This is a genomic window from Acidobacteriota bacterium, from assembly GCA_016703965.1.
Lineage (GTDB): Bacteria > Acidobacteriota > Blastocatellia > Pyrinomonadales > Pyrinomonadaceae > OLB17.
Window position 1 is genome coordinate 907247 of sequence record JADJBB010000021.1, and the last position, 16366, is coordinate 923612.

General features: G+C 52.4%; 13 protein-coding genes and 1 other RNA gene. 9 read left to right on the forward strand and 5 right to left on the reverse strand.

What is annotated here, in order from left to right; all coding sequences use genetic code 11:
• The first annotated feature begins 38 nt into the window (after positions 1-38).
• From IPG22_11585 to IPG22_11595, 3 genes are all read left to right on the forward strand, one after another.
• The gene (locus IPG22_11585) at positions 39-950 is read left to right on the forward strand and encodes a hypothetical protein (GenBank protein ID MBK6588927.1); all 912 of its coding nucleotides are present in this window, start codon (positions 39-41) and stop codon (positions 948-950) included.
• 118 nt (positions 951-1068) lie between these two features.
• Entirely contained in the window at positions 1069-1278 is a 210-nt protein-coding gene (gene thiS / locus IPG22_11590; GenBank protein MBK6588928.1) for a sulfur carrier protein ThiS, read from the forward strand.
• Between the two features lie 181 nt (positions 1279-1459).
• A complete protein-coding gene (locus IPG22_11595) occupies positions 1460-2230 on the forward strand; it encodes a thiazole synthase (GenBank protein MBK6588929.1) in 771 nt (256 codons plus the stop codon).
• A 5-nt stretch (positions 2231-2235) separates the two neighbouring features.
• On the opposite strand, the gene IPG22_11600 is transcribed toward IPG22_11595, so the two are convergent.
• Together IPG22_11600 and IPG22_11605 are read right to left on the reverse strand one after the other, a co-directional pair.
• Positions 2236-2970: an endonuclease/exonuclease/phosphatase family protein gene (locus IPG22_11600; GenBank protein MBK6588930.1), complete on the reverse strand. Its 735-nt coding sequence runs from the start codon at positions 2968-2970 to the stop codon at positions 2236-2238.
• Complete coding sequence (locus tag IPG22_11605; GenBank protein ID MBK6588931.1) at positions 2955-4406, reverse strand: cardiolipin synthase B; 1452 nt, start codon at positions 4404-4406, stop codon at positions 2955-2957. Before IPG22_11605 ends, IPG22_11600 begins: the two co-directional genes overlap by 16 nt.
• Before the next feature lie 64 nt (positions 4407-4470).
• Between IPG22_11605 and IPG22_11610 the strand changes: the two genes are divergently transcribed.
• Together IPG22_11610 and IPG22_11615 are read left to right on the forward strand one after the other, a co-directional pair.
• Entirely contained in the window at positions 4471-4710 is a 240-nt protein-coding gene (locus tag IPG22_11610) for a MoaD/ThiS family protein (GenBank protein MBK6588932.1), read from the forward strand.
• Positions 4711-4793: 83 nt separating this feature from the next.
• Positions 4794-5696 (forward strand): VCBS repeat-containing protein, encoded by a 903-nt coding sequence (locus IPG22_11615; protein MBK6588933.1) that lies wholly within the window; start codon positions 4794-4796, stop codon positions 5694-5696.
• Positions 5697-5866: 170 nt separating this feature from the next.
• On the opposite strand, the gene IPG22_11620 is transcribed toward IPG22_11615, so the two are convergent.
• Together IPG22_11620 and IPG22_11625 are read right to left on the reverse strand one after the other, a co-directional pair.
• Positions 5867-6331 carry a molybdenum cofactor biosynthesis protein MoaE gene (locus tag IPG22_11620; protein ID MBK6588934.1) on the reverse strand — a complete coding sequence of 155 codons (465 nt, stop codon included), beginning with the start codon at positions 6329-6331 and terminating at the stop codon, positions 5867-5869.
• Between the two features lie 61 nt (positions 6332-6392).
• Positions 6393-10910, reverse strand: coding sequence for a hypothetical protein (locus IPG22_11625; GenBank protein MBK6588935.1), 4518 nt, complete (start codon positions 10908-10910; stop codon positions 6393-6395).
• Positions 10911-11504: 594 nt separating this feature from the next.
• Between IPG22_11625 and ssrA the strand changes: the two genes are divergently transcribed.
• The 4 genes from ssrA to rph all read left to right on the forward strand — a co-directional run bounded on the left by ssrA (position 11505) and on the right by rph (position 14770).
• Positions 11505-11881: a transfer-messenger RNA gene (gene ssrA, locus IPG22_11630) on the forward strand.
• A 96-nt stretch (positions 11882-11977) separates the two neighbouring features.
• A complete protein-coding gene (locus IPG22_11635; protein ID MBK6588936.1) occupies positions 11978-13192 on the forward strand; it encodes a hypothetical protein in 1215 nt (404 codons plus the stop codon).
• Positions 13192-14028: a glutamate racemase gene (locus IPG22_11640; protein MBK6588937.1), complete on the forward strand. Its 837-nt coding sequence runs from the start codon at positions 13192-13194 to the stop codon at positions 14026-14028. The genes IPG22_11635 and IPG22_11640 overlap by 1 nt, the downstream gene beginning before the upstream one ends.
• Before the next feature lie 19 nt (positions 14029-14047).
• Positions 14048-14770, forward strand: a complete 723-nt coding sequence (gene rph, locus IPG22_11645; GenBank protein ID MBK6588938.1) for a ribonuclease PH — start codon at positions 14048-14050, stop codon at positions 14768-14770.
• Between the two features lie 3 nt (positions 14771-14773).
• Here rph and IPG22_11650 read toward each other — a convergent pair whose 3' ends face one another.
• Positions 14774-16285 (reverse strand): D-aminoacylase, encoded by a 1512-nt coding sequence (locus IPG22_11650; GenBank protein ID MBK6588939.1) that lies wholly within the window; start codon positions 16283-16285, stop codon positions 14774-14776.
• Positions 16286-16366 lie beyond the last annotated feature (81 nt).

A 16366-nucleotide genomic window follows, 5' to 3' on the forward strand; every position in this document is an offset into this window, starting at 1 on the left:
TCGCCGCTTTTTCCTCCTCATTCCGTTAAAATAGTTTTGTGATCTCAGGCTTCAACACCGACATCGATTATCAGGGAATCACGTATCACGTGCAGACCGAGGATAAAGGTGCGCCCGCCCGCATGATCATGACGCTTGTTTACGACAAGGGCACGATCCTCGCGAGCAAGCGCTCGACCTACGAAGACCTTAGCGTAGTCGATTACGACGAAAAAGAAGTCACTGAACGTCTCTCCCGCCAACACAAGCTCATGTGTGCCGCGGTCAAGGCCGGGCGCATTGATGAGCTCGTGAAAATGACGCGAGCCGCGTCCGCTGGCGGGAAGGCAAAGATCAAACCCGATACCGAACCGCTTCTTCAGCCGGCAGACGCCGCGATACTCGCTGAGGCCATTACCGAAACGCCGCGTGTCACCGTGCCGCTGCCCGCCGTTCCTGTGATCGACCGGGCACCCGTGGTTCCGCGAGCGCCGATCAAGATCGGCATGGTGGAGACCGAAAAAGTCATCCGGCTGGTTCCGGGCGATATGTTTGAGGAGGAACTGGTTCTCGACGCGGTACATATCATCGAGGACGATGAGATCGAGATACTTCCGGATGATGCCGTAGCGGTCGTCAGCGAACTCTCAGGCCTCGAACGCTCAACAAATCAAAAGCTCAGCCTCGAATTGCTGAGCGACAGCAAATTCAAAGGCGGCGACCGCCGAACGGTCAGCATTATGATCTGCCGCGGCACCGAACGTAAGGTCGTGACCAATGCGCAGATCATGATCAAGGTCCTCGGGTCGAGCTTTCGCCCGGTCATCTTCCACGCCACGACCGACGCCAACGGCCTCGCCCGCGTACATCTGCAGCTACCTCACTTCCAAGCCGGCCGCGCCGCCCTTCTGATCCGGGCGATCGCTGACGGGGAAGAGATAGAGCTAAGGCGGGTCGTTACGCCGGGCTAGGCATGGATCCGTGAAAAGTTGACTGCGGCGAGATAGGATCTTCATGCTTCGCCACTGCCCTTTCAAATCTCAGATCTCAAATTTGAAATAATCAGATCGAAGACGGATTATTGAAATAATGTCGGAGATCCAAATATTTCTTAACGGAGAAAAGCGCTTCGTCCCGCACGCGATCGATCTAGATCGGCTGCTCGAGCATTTTTCCCTTCCAAAACAACGCGTTGCCATTGAACTAAACAATTCCGTCGTTCGACGAACCGACTGGCAGCAGACTGTCCTTAATGACGCAGACAAGATCGAGGTCGTCCATTTTGTTGGCGGCGGATGACGCGTTAGCCACAGAGGACACAGAGGAAGATGAGACATGTTCCGACTCTTCCGATCCTTACCGATTGCCGCCGATAGTCCATAAACGTTTCCTCTCAGTCTCTCTGTGGCCTCTGTGGCTAATTTTCTTCTTGCCGTGTGGAGAATTGTTTTCTTTCTCTACATAAGTAAAAATTGGAGTAATGTCAGATCAATTTTCACTCGCAGGCACCACATTTTCTTCACGGCTAATAATCGGCACGGGCAAATATCGTTCGTATGACGAAATGAAGGCGGCGCATGTCGCTTCAGGTGCCGAAATGGTGACCGTCGCGGTAAACCGCGTGCCGCTCGACGGCTCGACCGAATCCTTTCTCGACCACCTTTCGCCAACCATGAAGATCCTGCCCAACACCGCAGGATGCTACGACGCTGACCACGCGATCCGCACGGCTCGTCTGGCACGCGAGGCACTTGAAACGGACTGGATAAAGCTCGAAGTTATAGGCGATCCAATAACGCTGCTGCCCGACAACGAGCAAACTCTCGAAGCCGCTAAAATATTGGTAAAAGAAGGCTTTATCGTCCTGCCGTATTTCACGGACGACCTGATAATGGCCAAAAAGCTGCTCGCCGCCGGCTGCCCCGCCGTGATGCCGCTCGCCGCGCCGATCGGTTCGGGAATGGGCGTGCAGAACCCTTCGAATTTGCGAATAATGCGTGAGCAATTGCCCGACGCGATCATCATCGTCGACGCCGGCGTCGGTGTCCCATCCGACGCCGCCATTGCGATGGAACTCGGTGCCGACGCCATCCTCATGAACACCGCAATCGCCGAAGCCCACGACGCCCCAGCCATGGCCACCGCCATGAACCTAGCCGTCCAAGCCGGCCGCCTCGCATTTCTTTCCGGTCGTATGCCTAAGCGGCTTTACGCGTCCGCATCGAGTCCGATAGACGGAGCAATTCGGTAGATAGATCAGAACTCGAAATCAGCGAATATCGGCAGATGGTCGGAGGCGACGCGCGAAAGCTTAGTTCTGTGCAAAGTCGCGTTCGTGAGCGTAAAAGTATCGTCGAAGTAGATGTGATCTAAATGCATCAGAGGTAGGAATCCCGGAAAACTGCGGCTCGTACCGAGATGGAGCTTTGGTTCGACGCTTCTGAATTTTGAGCGTAGAAGCTTCGTCGTGATGCCGCTGATCCACTCGTTAAAGTCGCCGGCGATCATCCTGTCACCTGCCAATCCGTGGGCGTCCAATACATGATCGGCAAGCAGATTGTGGACTTGCTTTCGCCTTTCAAAAAACGAAGTTCCCATGTGCAGATTAAAAAACTGCAAAACCCTTCCGTCATGCAGCCTGATCTCGGTCCGCAGACAGCCACGAGGCTCATACCGGCTGACCGTGATCTCGTGATTTCGGAAAGAATCGATCGGAAGTCGGCTCAGCGTCGCGTTCCCGTATTCGCCGCCTCGTATCCTGCGGTTCTCACCCAATCGAAAGTCCATCCCTAAAGCATTTGCAATAAACTCGGCCTGATGATCACGCCGGTTTTCCCGGGAATGACACAAAACCTCCTGAAGGGCGATAACGTCGGCATCTATCTCCTCAAGAACTTCGGCGATGCGTTCCGGAGAATATCTGCGGTCAATCCCAACGCATTTATGGATATTGTAGGTCGCGATGCGAAGTTTGCTCATCTTTGTCTCCAATACGCTCTGATCCCTTTTATTAGAGTCGGGATCGCGAAAAGTAGGAGCAGCACCACGAACGGCGTTGATGCACCTCGAGGGAATTTGATCAGAAGGGCCGCGAGAAGCAGCAGCAGCGTTCCGACGATAAATAGCAGCCGAGATTCGGCAGCACCGAGCGGTACGCGGTTCGTCATAGCGGCGCCTAGGGATGTCGCCACGTTCAGGGCTCCGGCCGTTGCTTTCCGAACGCTTCCGGTTCCGTTACGGGGCTTGAGGCGTTTGGTGCGATGCAGGCGTTTTTTACGGAATGTGTCCTCAAGGACTATTTCCGTAGCTCCGGCAAGATCCGTTATAAACATTTCCTGCATTTGCCGGCCAAACCCTTCATCCTCGACCAGCACGTCCAACTCATAATTTCCGAACCAGCTCGAAATATTTAAGTTCGTGGAACCAACGCGCGAGAATTTCCCATCAAAAACTGCAGTTTTTGCATGCATCATCGGCCCGTTCCATTCGAAGACGCGCACACCTGCTTCGATAAGTGGACGGTAAGTTGAACGGGTCGTATCCCGAACGATCATTATGTCCGTTGCTTGAGGAACCAGGATCCGAACGTCTACACCATCGCCGGCCGCGTCTTTAAGCGACTGAAGATAAGACGGAATGCCCACAAAATACGCATCGCTGATCCACATCGTTTCCCGTGCCGACGCGGCAAGCAGTTGATCCGTTCGGTAAACGCATGCTTTTCCGGGTTCGCTCTGAACAACACGGAGAGCAACTGATCCTGCGTCGTCATTTCTTTTATGTTTACGATGCCTGGTTCTTTCCAGCGGGCTGCCGATCGCTGCCCAGACGTTAGCAAATGCATCCTCCACATCCGCGACGGCCGGACCGGTTACCTGCACGCCGGTGTCGCGCCACGGCGGAATTCCTTTTTCTGGATCACCGACCCACGCTTTGCCGATGCAAAGCCCGCTGATAAAAGCTGTTTGGCCATCGACGACGAGGGTTTTTCGGTGATCACGGTTGAGGATCGCCAACGGGTCGAGGAGGCTCGGCGGATTGAATCTCCTTACCTCGATGCCGTTATTGCGAAGGAGCCTCCAATAGGATCGTGAAGTCTTCCCCACGCCGCCGAGCCAATCGTAGATAAGTTTTACCTCGACTCCCTCCTTCGCCTTTTTGATCAGTGCATCAGCAAAAATGTAGCCCTGTTCGTCATCGTGGATGATATAGCTCTCAAAATAGATCCGCTCACGGGCATTCTCGATCGCATCCATCCAAGCCGGATAGTTTTCCGTAGCATCGACCAGGAGCCGGACGGAATTCCCGCCGATCAGCCTCGCCCCGGTGATGCGGTCGAACGAATCGTCAACAAAATGCCGAATCGCTGCACGAGAGCCGATCTCGATACCGTTGGGCTTTGCGATCTTGATCTTTGCAGCGGCCATAGTATCTGTATTAATTATACAGCGGCTATGACTTTTATATGAGGAATTTAATAAGCTAGACCCTATGAAAGTAAAGGTCCTTTTCTTCGGTGCGATCGCGGACGCTGCCGGTAAGCGCTCCAACGAAATTGAGATCGTGCCGGGGAGCACAAGCAAAGCTGCACTCGAACAATTGCTGGCCGCAACGCCCGAGCTCGCGTCCCGCAAATTACTGCTTGCGATCAATGAGGAATACGCCACTGGCGACGAGATCATCCGCGATGGCGATGAGCTTGCGATATTTACCGCTGTCTCCGGAGGCTAAAGCGAAACACCGCAAGCATCGCAAAACCCTATCCGAAGCATCTCTAAAGATGTTATTATCCAGAAATACGGCGGTGAGCGAATATGAAAAAGGCGATAGGTTTGTTTTCGGCAGTTCTTTGCTTGGCGGGTTCGATGTTGGCGGTGCCTCAGCAGCAGAAGCATGTGGCTTTTGATTTTGATGGCGACGGGCGGTCGGATCTGACGGTTTTTCGTCCGGCTGACGGACGTTGGCATATTTCGCGGTCGAGCGAAGGCGGTTTTCAGACGACCTTCGGCGTCGCGACGGACACGATCGTCCCGGCGGATTACGACGGCGACGGCAAGACCGACATCGCCGTTTACCGTGCTTCCGAGGGAACCTGGCACATCATCGAAAGCTCGACCGGCACGATCACCCAGTTAAAATATGGCCTCGGCACCGACATTCCCGCACCGGCTGATTACGATGGCGACGGCAAAGCCGACATGGCAGTCTATCGCCCGTCCGAAGGCCAATGGTGGATCAACCTTTCGACCGCTGGCTCGGTCACGATCCCGTACGGCATCAAGGAAGACAAGCCTGTTCCCGCTGACTACAACGGCGACGGCATCGCCGACGTCGCGCTCTTTCGCCCATCCGAAGGCACGTGGCACATCATGCGTTCGAAAGAGGGAAATCTCGTCGCGAAATGGGGCCTCGGCGAAGACAAACCGGTTCCCGCCGACTACGATGGCGACGGCAAAGCCGATCTCGCCGTCTATCGCCCGTCCGACGGCGTCTGGTACATCTATCAGAGCACCACGCAGGAGCCTGATTACACCAAATTCGGCCTAGCTACCGACGTGCCTTCGCCCGGAGATTTCGACGGCGACGGCCGCACCGACCTCGGCGTCTTCCGCCCCACCGACGGCAAATGGCTCCTCAGCCGCTCCACCGAAGGCCGCACCACCATCCCCTTCGGAATGCAAGGCGACAAGGCGGCATCAGGTGCGCCGGTGAAATAAGTCTTAAATTTATGAAGAGTTTTTTCAATTGCCTCCAGCTTTAGCTGGAGGTTTTTTTGTGTAAAAAAGATAGGCTTCAGCCGAAACGTTCGCGGGCCCGTATAGGTATCGCGATTTGGCTAAAGCCCAATCTTAATTGCCGTTGACCTCCAGCTAAAGCTGGAGGCAATTCATTTTTCTTCTGTCGCTGGTATGTGCTCCGCTGCATCGCCCTCGACCCAGACCTCGCCATCGGCATAGACTTCCTTTTTCCAGATCGGCACCGTCCGTTTTAGTTCCTTTATCAGCCACTCACAAGCCGCAAACGCGGCCCGACGATGTGGAGCCGCGACCGATATCACGACACTCGTCTCTCCGATCGCGAGCCGTCCCAACCGATGCACGATCCCCACATTCGCAATCTCAAACTCGCCTTTCACCCGCCCGATCAGCTTCTCCATCTCCTTCAGAGCCATCGGCTCATAGGCCTCATAAACCAAATACTCCGTCTCCCGAACCTCACCCGTCTCCCTAACCCGCGTAAACCGCCGAGCATACCCATCAAGCGTAACCGTCGCCCCACACCCCTCCGGCACAACCCGCCGCGCCACCGAAGTCACATCAATAGTTTCTAAAGTCAACTCAAAAAAATCCATAAAAAAAGACGGCGAGCTTTCCCGCCGTCTAAAAAGATAACATCAAGATCCCTGAACGGCGCTATTCCAATCCGATCAGGTCGATATCCGTCATGTTTGCAGTTGGAGTTATAGATCTTGGAGCAAACCGATAACGCTTTGAGCTAACCCCTAGAAAATATGATTCGCCCGATCGCACGCTGGTAAACGTGTACACGCCAAAGGAACTCGTCGTAGCGGTCTGCCGTGTTCCTTGGGAGTCAGTTAGTATTACCAGAGCATTGCGAACCCCAAGCCCGGTAGGCGTTAATACACGACCTGTGATCGACACCAGGTTATTTGGTGCGAGTTGGTTGACAGTAAATATCTGCGATGCGATCGATATCTCACCAGTTCGAGCGGCCCCGTTGTTACCCAGAACAGAAAATGTAACTGAGCCGTTCCCCGTACCTGAGCCAGAGGTTACATTTATCCAGTTTGCGTTGCTTATCGCTGTCCAAATACAAGCGCTATTTGTTGTGACGTTAAAACCACCCACTCCGCCACTCGCCGAAAACGAAGTGCCATTTGGCGAAAACGCAAATGCACAGCCATTTGCCTGATTAACCGTAAAGGTCTGTCCACCAGCAGTTATTGTCCCAACTCTCGGTGGTCCGGAGTTAGCCGTTGCCGTGAATGAAATATTGCCGCTGCCGTTGCCGGAATTGTTGCCGGTTATTGTTATCCACGGATCGTTACTTACTGCCGTCCAAGAGCACGCCGGAATGCCATTGATCGAAAACCCGCCAGTGCTGGCAAAAGCAGCGATACTAACGCTTTGTAATGATAGAGAAAACGTACAGCCCGTAGCCTGATTCACCGCAAACGTTCTTCCGCCTGCAGTAATAGTTCCCGAACGGGCATTTAGCGTATTTGCTTCCACGCTGAATGAAATATCGCCATTACCCGAACCGGAACTTCCGCTGGTTATCGTTATCCACGGCACGGTGCTAACTGCCGTCCAATTACAGCCCGCGACCGTTGTAAGGGCGAAACTTCCATTGCCGCCTGTTGCCGAAGCATTTGCGCTCGTCGGCGAGATCGAGAACGTACATCCGGAACCTTGGTTTATCGTAAATGTTTGTCCCGCCGCTGTAATGGTCCCGGTTCGAGCTGGCCCGATGTTTGGCTGCACACTGAAGGAAACCGTTCCAGTGCCAGTGCCCGAACCTCCTCCGGTAACTGTTATCCAGGCGTCATTACTGACGGCCGTTCGAGAACAACCAGCAACGGTTGTGACCGTGAAGCTGCTGTTTCCTCCGCCAGCCGCGATATTGGCACTCGGAGCGGAAAGAGCGAACGTGCAACCATTCGCCTGATCGATCGTGAATGTCTGTCCGCCAGTGGTTATCGTTCCGGTTCGTGCAGGGCCGGTGTTCGCCTGAACGTTAAAAAAGACTGTTCCATTGCCCGTTCCGCTGGTTCCTCCGCTGATCGTTATCCAGGGATTATTGCTTACCGATGTCCAAGTACATCCGCTATTTGAGGTAGTTAAAGCGAAACTACTACCAACTGCTCCTGAACCGATACTCGTACTCGTTGGTGCGAGTGAATACGTGCAACCGGAGGCTTGAGAGACCGTAAAAGTTTGTCCGCCAACTGTAAAGGTTCCCGTCCGTGCCGGACCGTTCGTTGGTTGAACACTATATGAAACGGTTCCATTACCGCTCCCTGAACTTCCGCCTGTAATAGTGATCCAAGCGTCGTTGCTGGCGGCAGCCCATGTGCAACCAGTGACGCTGGTCACGTTTGTCGTACCGTTCCCGCCGTTAGCGGAAATATTGCTATTAGACGGCGAAATTGAATATGTGCAGGCATTTGCTTGATTTATCGTGACCGTCTGTCCGCCTATCGTTATGGTTCCCGTTCGCGCCGGACCATTGTTCGCCGCTACGGAAAAAGAGAACAAGCCATTACCTGATCTGGAATTTCCTCCAGTGACCGTTATCCATGGATTATTGCTGACCGCGTTCCAGGAGCAACCATTTGTTTCCACCGTTGCCGAGCTTGCTCCAGCCGACGACCCGAAGTTCTGGGAGTTTGGGGTGACCCCGAACGTGCACGGAATATTCGCTAGGAACGAGTACGCATTGATCCCGCCAATCACCGGACTAGATTCCGGTGAACTTGTACCTAGTTCAACAGATTCAGTCTCTACCAACTGCTCACCCGTGATCGGATTAATCGAAGTCGCGTCTGAACCGTCGGTCGCAAAGAAATAAATAGTGTGCAATCCCCTCTGCAAAGTAGCGGGTATTGCGTTTGCCGTAACTGTCGTCGCCGTGCTTCCGGAATTCGTGGCCCTTGTCCATGTCCCGTTGGTCGTGTCCATCTGGAAATAAATGTTCCTTGGCGGAGGTACGGTCGGAGAATACGTAGACGTTGCGGTCAATGTGAACGTTGGAGTTGCACTTGGTGTCGTATTTGAGGGAAAAGGCTCTGCAACGGTATTGAGTGGGATCGAATTACTAGGAGCAGGGGTGATGATCGATACATTCGAGGTCCCTATATTAGCGACATATACTTTATTCGTAATCGGATTGACCGCGATGGCTTCGGACCCCGACCCGACTGCAACTGTCGTGGTCGAATTATTTGTCCCATCTATCACCGTTAGGGGATTATTATTTATTGCATAGATCTTATTGTTGGCCGTATTTACCGCCAAGCCTCTTGACGCAACCGGTAACGTCGTCGAGATGTTGGTGAAACCATCAATTATAGTCATTAGACTGCCGCCGATTGGGCCAACATAGACTCGATTCGTAATCGAATTGATTGCCAAACTAATGGGTTGCAAAACGGTCGGCACGGTTATGGTATTGTTATTGGCTCCATCGATCACAGTCACGTCATTAGAATTAAAATTGGCAACGTAAGCCCTGTTTGTCACCGCATTTACAGCAACAAAGTTTGGACGCTCACCGACTGGGACCGTCGCCGCCGTGTTATTGTTGCCGTCTATCACTGTTACGGTCGAACTACCGGAATTCGCAACGTAGATCTTATTCGTAACCGGATTCACGTCGATCCCGTATGGTCCTATTCCCACCGCCACGCTAGTCGTGGAGTTATTTGAACCCTCGATAATCGTAATGTTGTTGTCTCCGTAATTAGCAACATAGATTTTGTTAGTAACTGCGTTAACGGCGATCGAAAACTGAAGTGGATTGCTGCCAACGGGCACGGAGACTGTTGAGTTGCTGCCGCCGTCGATGACGGTAACACTGTTGCTGTTACGATTCGCCACATAGATTTTGTTAGTTGTCGGGTTGATCGCAAGCGCATGAGGATTTATGCCAACGGGAACGGTTGCAGTTGTGTTGTTAGTCCCGTCAATTACCGTCACGTTGTTGCTGTCGCGGTTCGCAACGTACGTCCTATTGGTCACTGGATTTGTTGCAATGGCAATCGGCGTGGTACCAGCCGCTACTGTTACTGTTGTGTTGTACGAACCGTCAATAACCGTCACATTTGAGCTTTGTAGATTCGTGACATAGACCTTATTCGTTACGGGATTAACGGCGACGGCGAATGGCTGAATGCCACCCGCTCCCAAATTTGTCGTCGAATTGTTTGCACCATCGATGACCGTGACGCCTCCGCCAACGACATAGATTTTATTCGTAACCGAATTGATCGCGACTGCACCTGGATTTGGCACCGTTGGAACGGTTGACGTCGAGTTATTCATACCATCGATTACCGTCACGGTATTGCTACCCTGATTAGCAACATATATCTTATTCGTGACCGGATTCACCGCGACGGCGTATGGATTTGTACCGACCGGTACGCTTATCGTCGAATTGTTAGTTCCGTCTATTACTCTTACGCTCGAACCGAATTCAACCGCGACGTAAATCTTATTCGTCACCGGGTTGACGACAATGTCACGGGGGCCCGTACCAGCCGCAACCGTTGTTGTCGAGTTGGTCGCACCGTCAATGACGGTTAAATTCCCGCTACCACTATTAGCTACGTATATTTTGTTCGTTACCGGATTGACCGCGACGGCAACGGGTAAATCGCCAACGGAAACGTTTGTTGTGGAGTTGGTTATTCCGTCTATCACTGTTACATTGTTGCTACCTGAATTGGCGACATAGATCTTGTTTGTGATCGAGTTTATTGAGATCTCATATGGATTCGTGCCGGTAGTCACGGTCGCGGTCGAGTTGTCATTTGTATCCGTAACGGTTACGTTATTGCCCCCGAGATTTGCAACATACACTTTACTGGTTACGGGGTTGACTGCAACGGCGTAGGGCCGATCCCCACTCCCCCCTCCGGAGGTGGAGTTGTTAGAACCGTCAATCACAGCGACTCCGCCGCCGGTACAGGCTACGTAGATTTTATTTGTCACGGGATTAACGGTAATGGCTCGGGGATTTGAACAGACAGCAACATTTCCGATGCTCGAATCAGCCTCGACGACCCGTCCGCCGTTCTGAAAAAGCGCAAAGATCACCAATAGCGATAAGACCAAGCCAAAGATAACTGGTCGAGAGTGCTTTAACGCAAAACCAAAACTGCGGACGTCTTTTCTGGGATATTTCATAATTGGGAAGATGGGATTATTTTTCCGCAATCATACGCCTGCTATCGTAATTTCTCAAGCATTCCGGCTTCCTACGAAACCGGAGTGTTGACGACTCAGGCGTGCGATATTGCAGTTCTTATAAAATTTTGTGGTCAGACTTGCGATGTTGCGATTCAAAAATATCCGATTGCCGTCGATGAGGATCGCAGTAGCGCAAGGGGGGACCTCTTTTCAATTTTCTGCGCGATTTCCCATCTTATCCCCATCTTGGTACCCATCGAAAGAAAATCGACGGCGGACCGGAATTCGTCAAATTTGGTATCGGTGCGTGCCGGAAATTGGTGGTTTTCGTCTCGGAAAACGTTTGACCAAACTTGGGAATTACTCTACCAATCTCGGGTTTTGGTGTGAACAATCTGGGAAAGTAGTTTGACCAATGGCAGTGAAAATGGGGGTTTGGGGGGAATTGGGGTGAAAATTGGAAAATTTGGGGTCGGACAAAAAATTTCACTCGGATCTCGATCGAAAATTGGCGGTTTTTGCGCCTCGAAATGGTCGGCAACGTCTACCTTTTGTTTTTCATCTCAATGGGGTAGACTAGCTTTCCCTAATGGGGGCGACAGGCTTCGACAGGGGCTTGTATAGATCTTTGAATGCACGTCGGGCTTTTTGCTTGTGAGCTCGTTAAAAAAACTTGCAAAAAACAAATGCTAATCAAGAATTAGCCCTTGCAGCTTAGTTTAAATACTAACCTCAAGTGTCTTACCGGAAGTCAGCTTGTAGCGACCGCGTAAGGCATAACTCAGTACAAGCTAGGGCTCGTTCACCACCTGCGAACGAAGCCCGAAATGTTAGCCGGGTTAGCGTACGAAGAGGTCTTGTCGGTTCATCTGCTCATCGTATGCGAAACATAAGTGAACTCGACTAAACGTGTAGATTTTACTGGTCGCAACCTTTGGATGCGGGTTCGATTCCCGCCGCCTCCACCATTTCAAAAAACGGATCTGAGACTTCAAAATAGAAGTTTCAGGTCCGTTTTATTATTTGCAGAATTGGGTGATAATCGAATAGGAAAGTGTGGTCTTATGCGATGCCGTCGAGCCGCGAGTTTATTGATGTTTGGGTTGGTCGGGTTGCTATTTGTGTCGACCCCGATCGCGTCCGCGCAGCTCTCGAAGGAGAAATTCGTCAGGCTTATTACCGACGATGCGGCCTTATCCGCAGACGAGATCACAACGCTCAATAACGGCGACTTTCTCGTTAAAGTCTTAAAACTGAAGGATAAACGAAAGGTATCTGTCTTTGGGGCGGTGCGGTTGCGGGATGTCCAAAGCATCGACCTCGCGGCTTTTCGCGAGGTGCTGAGCCAGAGGGACAACAGAGCTTTGCTCGATGGCGGCAGGTTGTCGTCACCGCCTGTTTTACAGGACCTCGCAGCTCTCACCCTTAAGGATAAAGATATCGAGAGCATTAAGAACTGTATCGTCGGTAAATGTGACCTTAAGCTTTCGGCGCGGATGATCAGGCGTTTCCAGACAGAAGTTGATTGGAATTCGGCCCAGCAAGAGATTCAGGCGACGAGCCTTTTCAAGCAGATGCTCGTCGAATATTCCAACGATTACAGTAAGCGCGGTGACCAGGCACTGATCGAATATGTGGATCAGAAAGATCCTGTTCGTTTGGTCGACGAATACCGCGTGCTGCTCGAGCAATCGGTTATGGTCCACAGCCTTGCTCCGGAATTTGTGAATTATCTGAAGAAATTCCCCGCATTGGAGCTTTCAGGAGCTGAGAGCAGGCTGGACTGGTCAAACGTAGATTCGGGGCTGAAGCCGATCGTGACACTGACACACAGTCTAGGGTATTCGCGGAAGGTGAACGATGATCTCGTTCTGACGCTGGCGACAAAGCAGATCTACGCAAGCCATTACGTCGACGCATCACTCGGGTTTTCGTGGTTCATCCGGTTAGGTGCCGGCGAATCTGCTGAGACATATCTAATATTTACGAGCATTTCTCGCTCGGATTCGCTTGGCGGTGTGCTGAGCGGAATGGCTCACGCCGTAGTCGAAAAAGAGGCAATGGAGAAGGTTGAAGACCTTTTGAAAGGTGCAAAAAAGCGTCTGGAAATGAAACAGGGGCTCTCGACCGAACCCGTTAAGGACGTACCGGAAAGCTGGTTATTTTCGACTATCAGTTCACTTACTCAAAGCCCAATTTTTCGAATTCTCGCGCTACTGATCGCCGTCGGGATCGCAGGTTTCGTCCTGCTTCGATCGCGCGCTGGGAAAACTAGTTAATGAGAACTTTACCGATCGGCATATTTGATTCGGGCGTTGGCGGGCTGACGGTTTACCGGGCCTTGCACAACCGTCTGCCCAACGAGCATTTTATTTACCTTGGCGATACTGCTCGGGTGCCGTACGGAACTAAATCTCTCGCGACCGTAGAGCGATATGCGATCGAGAATTCAGTATTTTTGGCATCGCGGGGCATAAAAATGCTGGTCGTGGCGTGTAACACGGCGTCGGCTTTGGCCTTGCCAAAGATCCGAGAGAAGATCGGCCTTGATGTCGTCGGCGTGATCGGTCCGGGCGGGCGAAAGGCGGTTGAGATCACAAAAGGCATCGAACACCCAAAGATCGGCGTGATCGCGACCGAGGCGACGGTTGCCAGCAACGCCTATTTTGAGGCGATCCGAAGAGCCTCTGAGACTGCCGAAGTTTATCAAACAGGCTGTCCGCTTTTCGTTCCGCTCGCCGAAGAAGGCTGGACGGGCGAGGCGGAAACCTATTCGATCGCGGCGAAATATCTGGCTCAGATGAAGGAATTTCAGCCTGACGCATTGGTTTTGGGCTGCACGCATTATCCGATCCTGCGGGACGTGATTCAGCAAACCGTCGGCGAGAATGTTAAGCTTGTTGATTCAGGCGAAGCGACGGCGGAAGAGGTCGAAAAGCTGCTGCTGGAAAAAGGCCTCGGGAATCCGAATTTGGTCGCCGGCACTCGCGAACTTTGTGACGATCTCGACCATTTCTTCGTCACCGACGCAGCGGATCGATTTTCACGGGTCGCCGAAAGATTTTTGGGCACGAAGCCTTCAAAACTCGAGGCGATAGAGGTTCCGGCCGTTTAGGAACCGAAGAGAAATTAGCATGACATACATCAGAACCGATAACCGAACCTACGATCAGATCCGCAATACCAAGATCACGCCAAATATCTCGCCGTATGCGGAAGGCTCGGCACTGATTGAAGTTGGCGGGACGAAAGTTATTTGCACGGCTTCGGTCGAGGACCGCGTGCCGATGTTCATGCGAAACAGAGGGCTCGGCTGGGTCACCGCCGAATACGCGATGCTGCCGCGGGCGACGAATACTCGTACCCAGCGTGAGACGAAGAACGGCCCTTCAGGCAGAACGCAGGAAATTCAGCGGCTGATAGGCCGCAGTTTGCGAGCGATCGTCGATACAAAACTGCTGGGCGAACGCCAGATCTATGTGGATTGTGACGTGATCCAAGCCGACGGCGGAACACGCTGTGCGTCTATTACCGGCGCGTACGTCGCGCTTGCTCTTGCTTGCCGAAAGCTCGTAAAGACGGGCGTGATAAAGACAAATCCGATCATCAGCGAAGTCGCCGCCGTCAGCGTTGGTATTATTGAGGTAACGCCGATCCTTGATCTCGCCTACGTCGAAGATTCCAACGCCGACGTCGATATGAACGTCGTTTGCACTGGCACCGGCAAATTCATCGAATTACAGGGCACCGCCGAACGCGAACCCTTTTCGCGTGAGCAGATGGACGAAATGCTGATCCTTGCCGACACGGGAATAAACCGGCTGTTTGAGATCCAGCGGAACGCGCTGGCGGGCTAAAAATTATTTCCGTCTAAGGATCGCTCCGGGCGTATTGTTGGTTATTTTCTCTCCGTCCCAGACTTTGGTTCCATTTACAAATGTCGCGCGAATGCCGGTCGAAAACGTCTGGGGCTCGGCAAATGTTGCTTTATCGATCACAGTATTCGCGTCGAACAATACAAGATCAGCGATCATTCCTTTTTTGATCAGACCACGGTCTTTCAGGCCTAAACGCGCGGCGGGCATGGCTGACATTTTGTGAACGGCTTCTTCGAGAGAGAGCCATTTGTTTTCTCGGACGAATTTGCCGAGGACGCGGGTGAATGTTCCGGTTCCACGCGGATGACGGCTGCCGATGCCGCCGTCGCTTGAGACCATTACCCATGGGCGTTGGTAAAACGCTTTGACGTCGTCTTCGTTCATCGAATTACAAACAACACCCGCACCGCCGTTTTTGACGATCTCGATGTAAAGATCGACCGGCGTAATATTTTTCGATGCCGCAATTTCCGCGAGTGTTTTCATCTCGTACGAGCGGTTCGCCGAATGGCTTGTTATCAGGATCTTATCAGCACCACCCACGTTTGCAATTCCAGTCTCAACTTCAGTTCGATCTTCATGTTTGCGGCTCGGGACGAGAACAGTGATCGTTGACGCCCACGCGGTGTACGGATAAGCGTCGGCAGTCACGTCCTGACCGGCTTTTTTTGCGGACTCGATCAAAGCGATAGCCTCGGCAGATTTTCCCCAGACATTTCGATTGCCCATCTTGATGTGCGAGATCTGCACGGGGAGTTTCGCGTCTTTTCCGATCCTGATAGCCTCTTCCATCGCCGCACGAAAGCCTTCTTCTTCGTCGCGAATGTGGCTCATGTAGATGCCTTTGTATCTTGCGGCAACCTTGGCAAGCTCGATCATCTCTTCGATCGTCGCCATAAAGCCGACGTCATATTCGAGACCTGACGATAGGCCAAAAGCTCCTTCGTTCATCGCCTGATCGACGAGCTTTGCCATGGCGGCGATCTCTTCAGGCGTGGCGGTTCGTTTGTAATCCTCTTTAAGGATCTGGCTGCGCACTTCGGCGTGGCCTATGAAGGCTCCGACATTCACGGCGATCTTGCCGTCGAGCTTTGTGAAATATTCCGCTAGCGGCCAAGGGCTTCCGCCGTCAGGGCCGACGAGAATGGTCGTGATACCTTGCGAAACCTGATTCGCGGCAGTTCCTTCGCGTAGAAGGCCGGATTCGGAATGATTGTGAATATCAATAAATCCGGGAGCAAGTACGAGGCCGTTGGCGTCGATCAGCTCATCGTCCTTCGAGGGTTTGACCTTGCCAATTTTCTCGATCTTGCCGTCTTTGATACGCACATCGCCGCGAACTGATTTTTTACCCGTTCCGTCAATGATCGTGGCATTTTGGAAGAGGATCGGCTTTGTTTGTGAAAACGCAGATATGGCAAAAGAACATACCAGGATCGAACTAACGATCACTCGGAGAAGTTTGTAGCCTGGTTTCATAAGTACTGAAATCATAAAGAAAGTCTGCTTCCGCGTCCAACGCAGAAACCGGCGACTTTGACGCGTTACGTGCGACAAACTAAAATCGAGACTGAA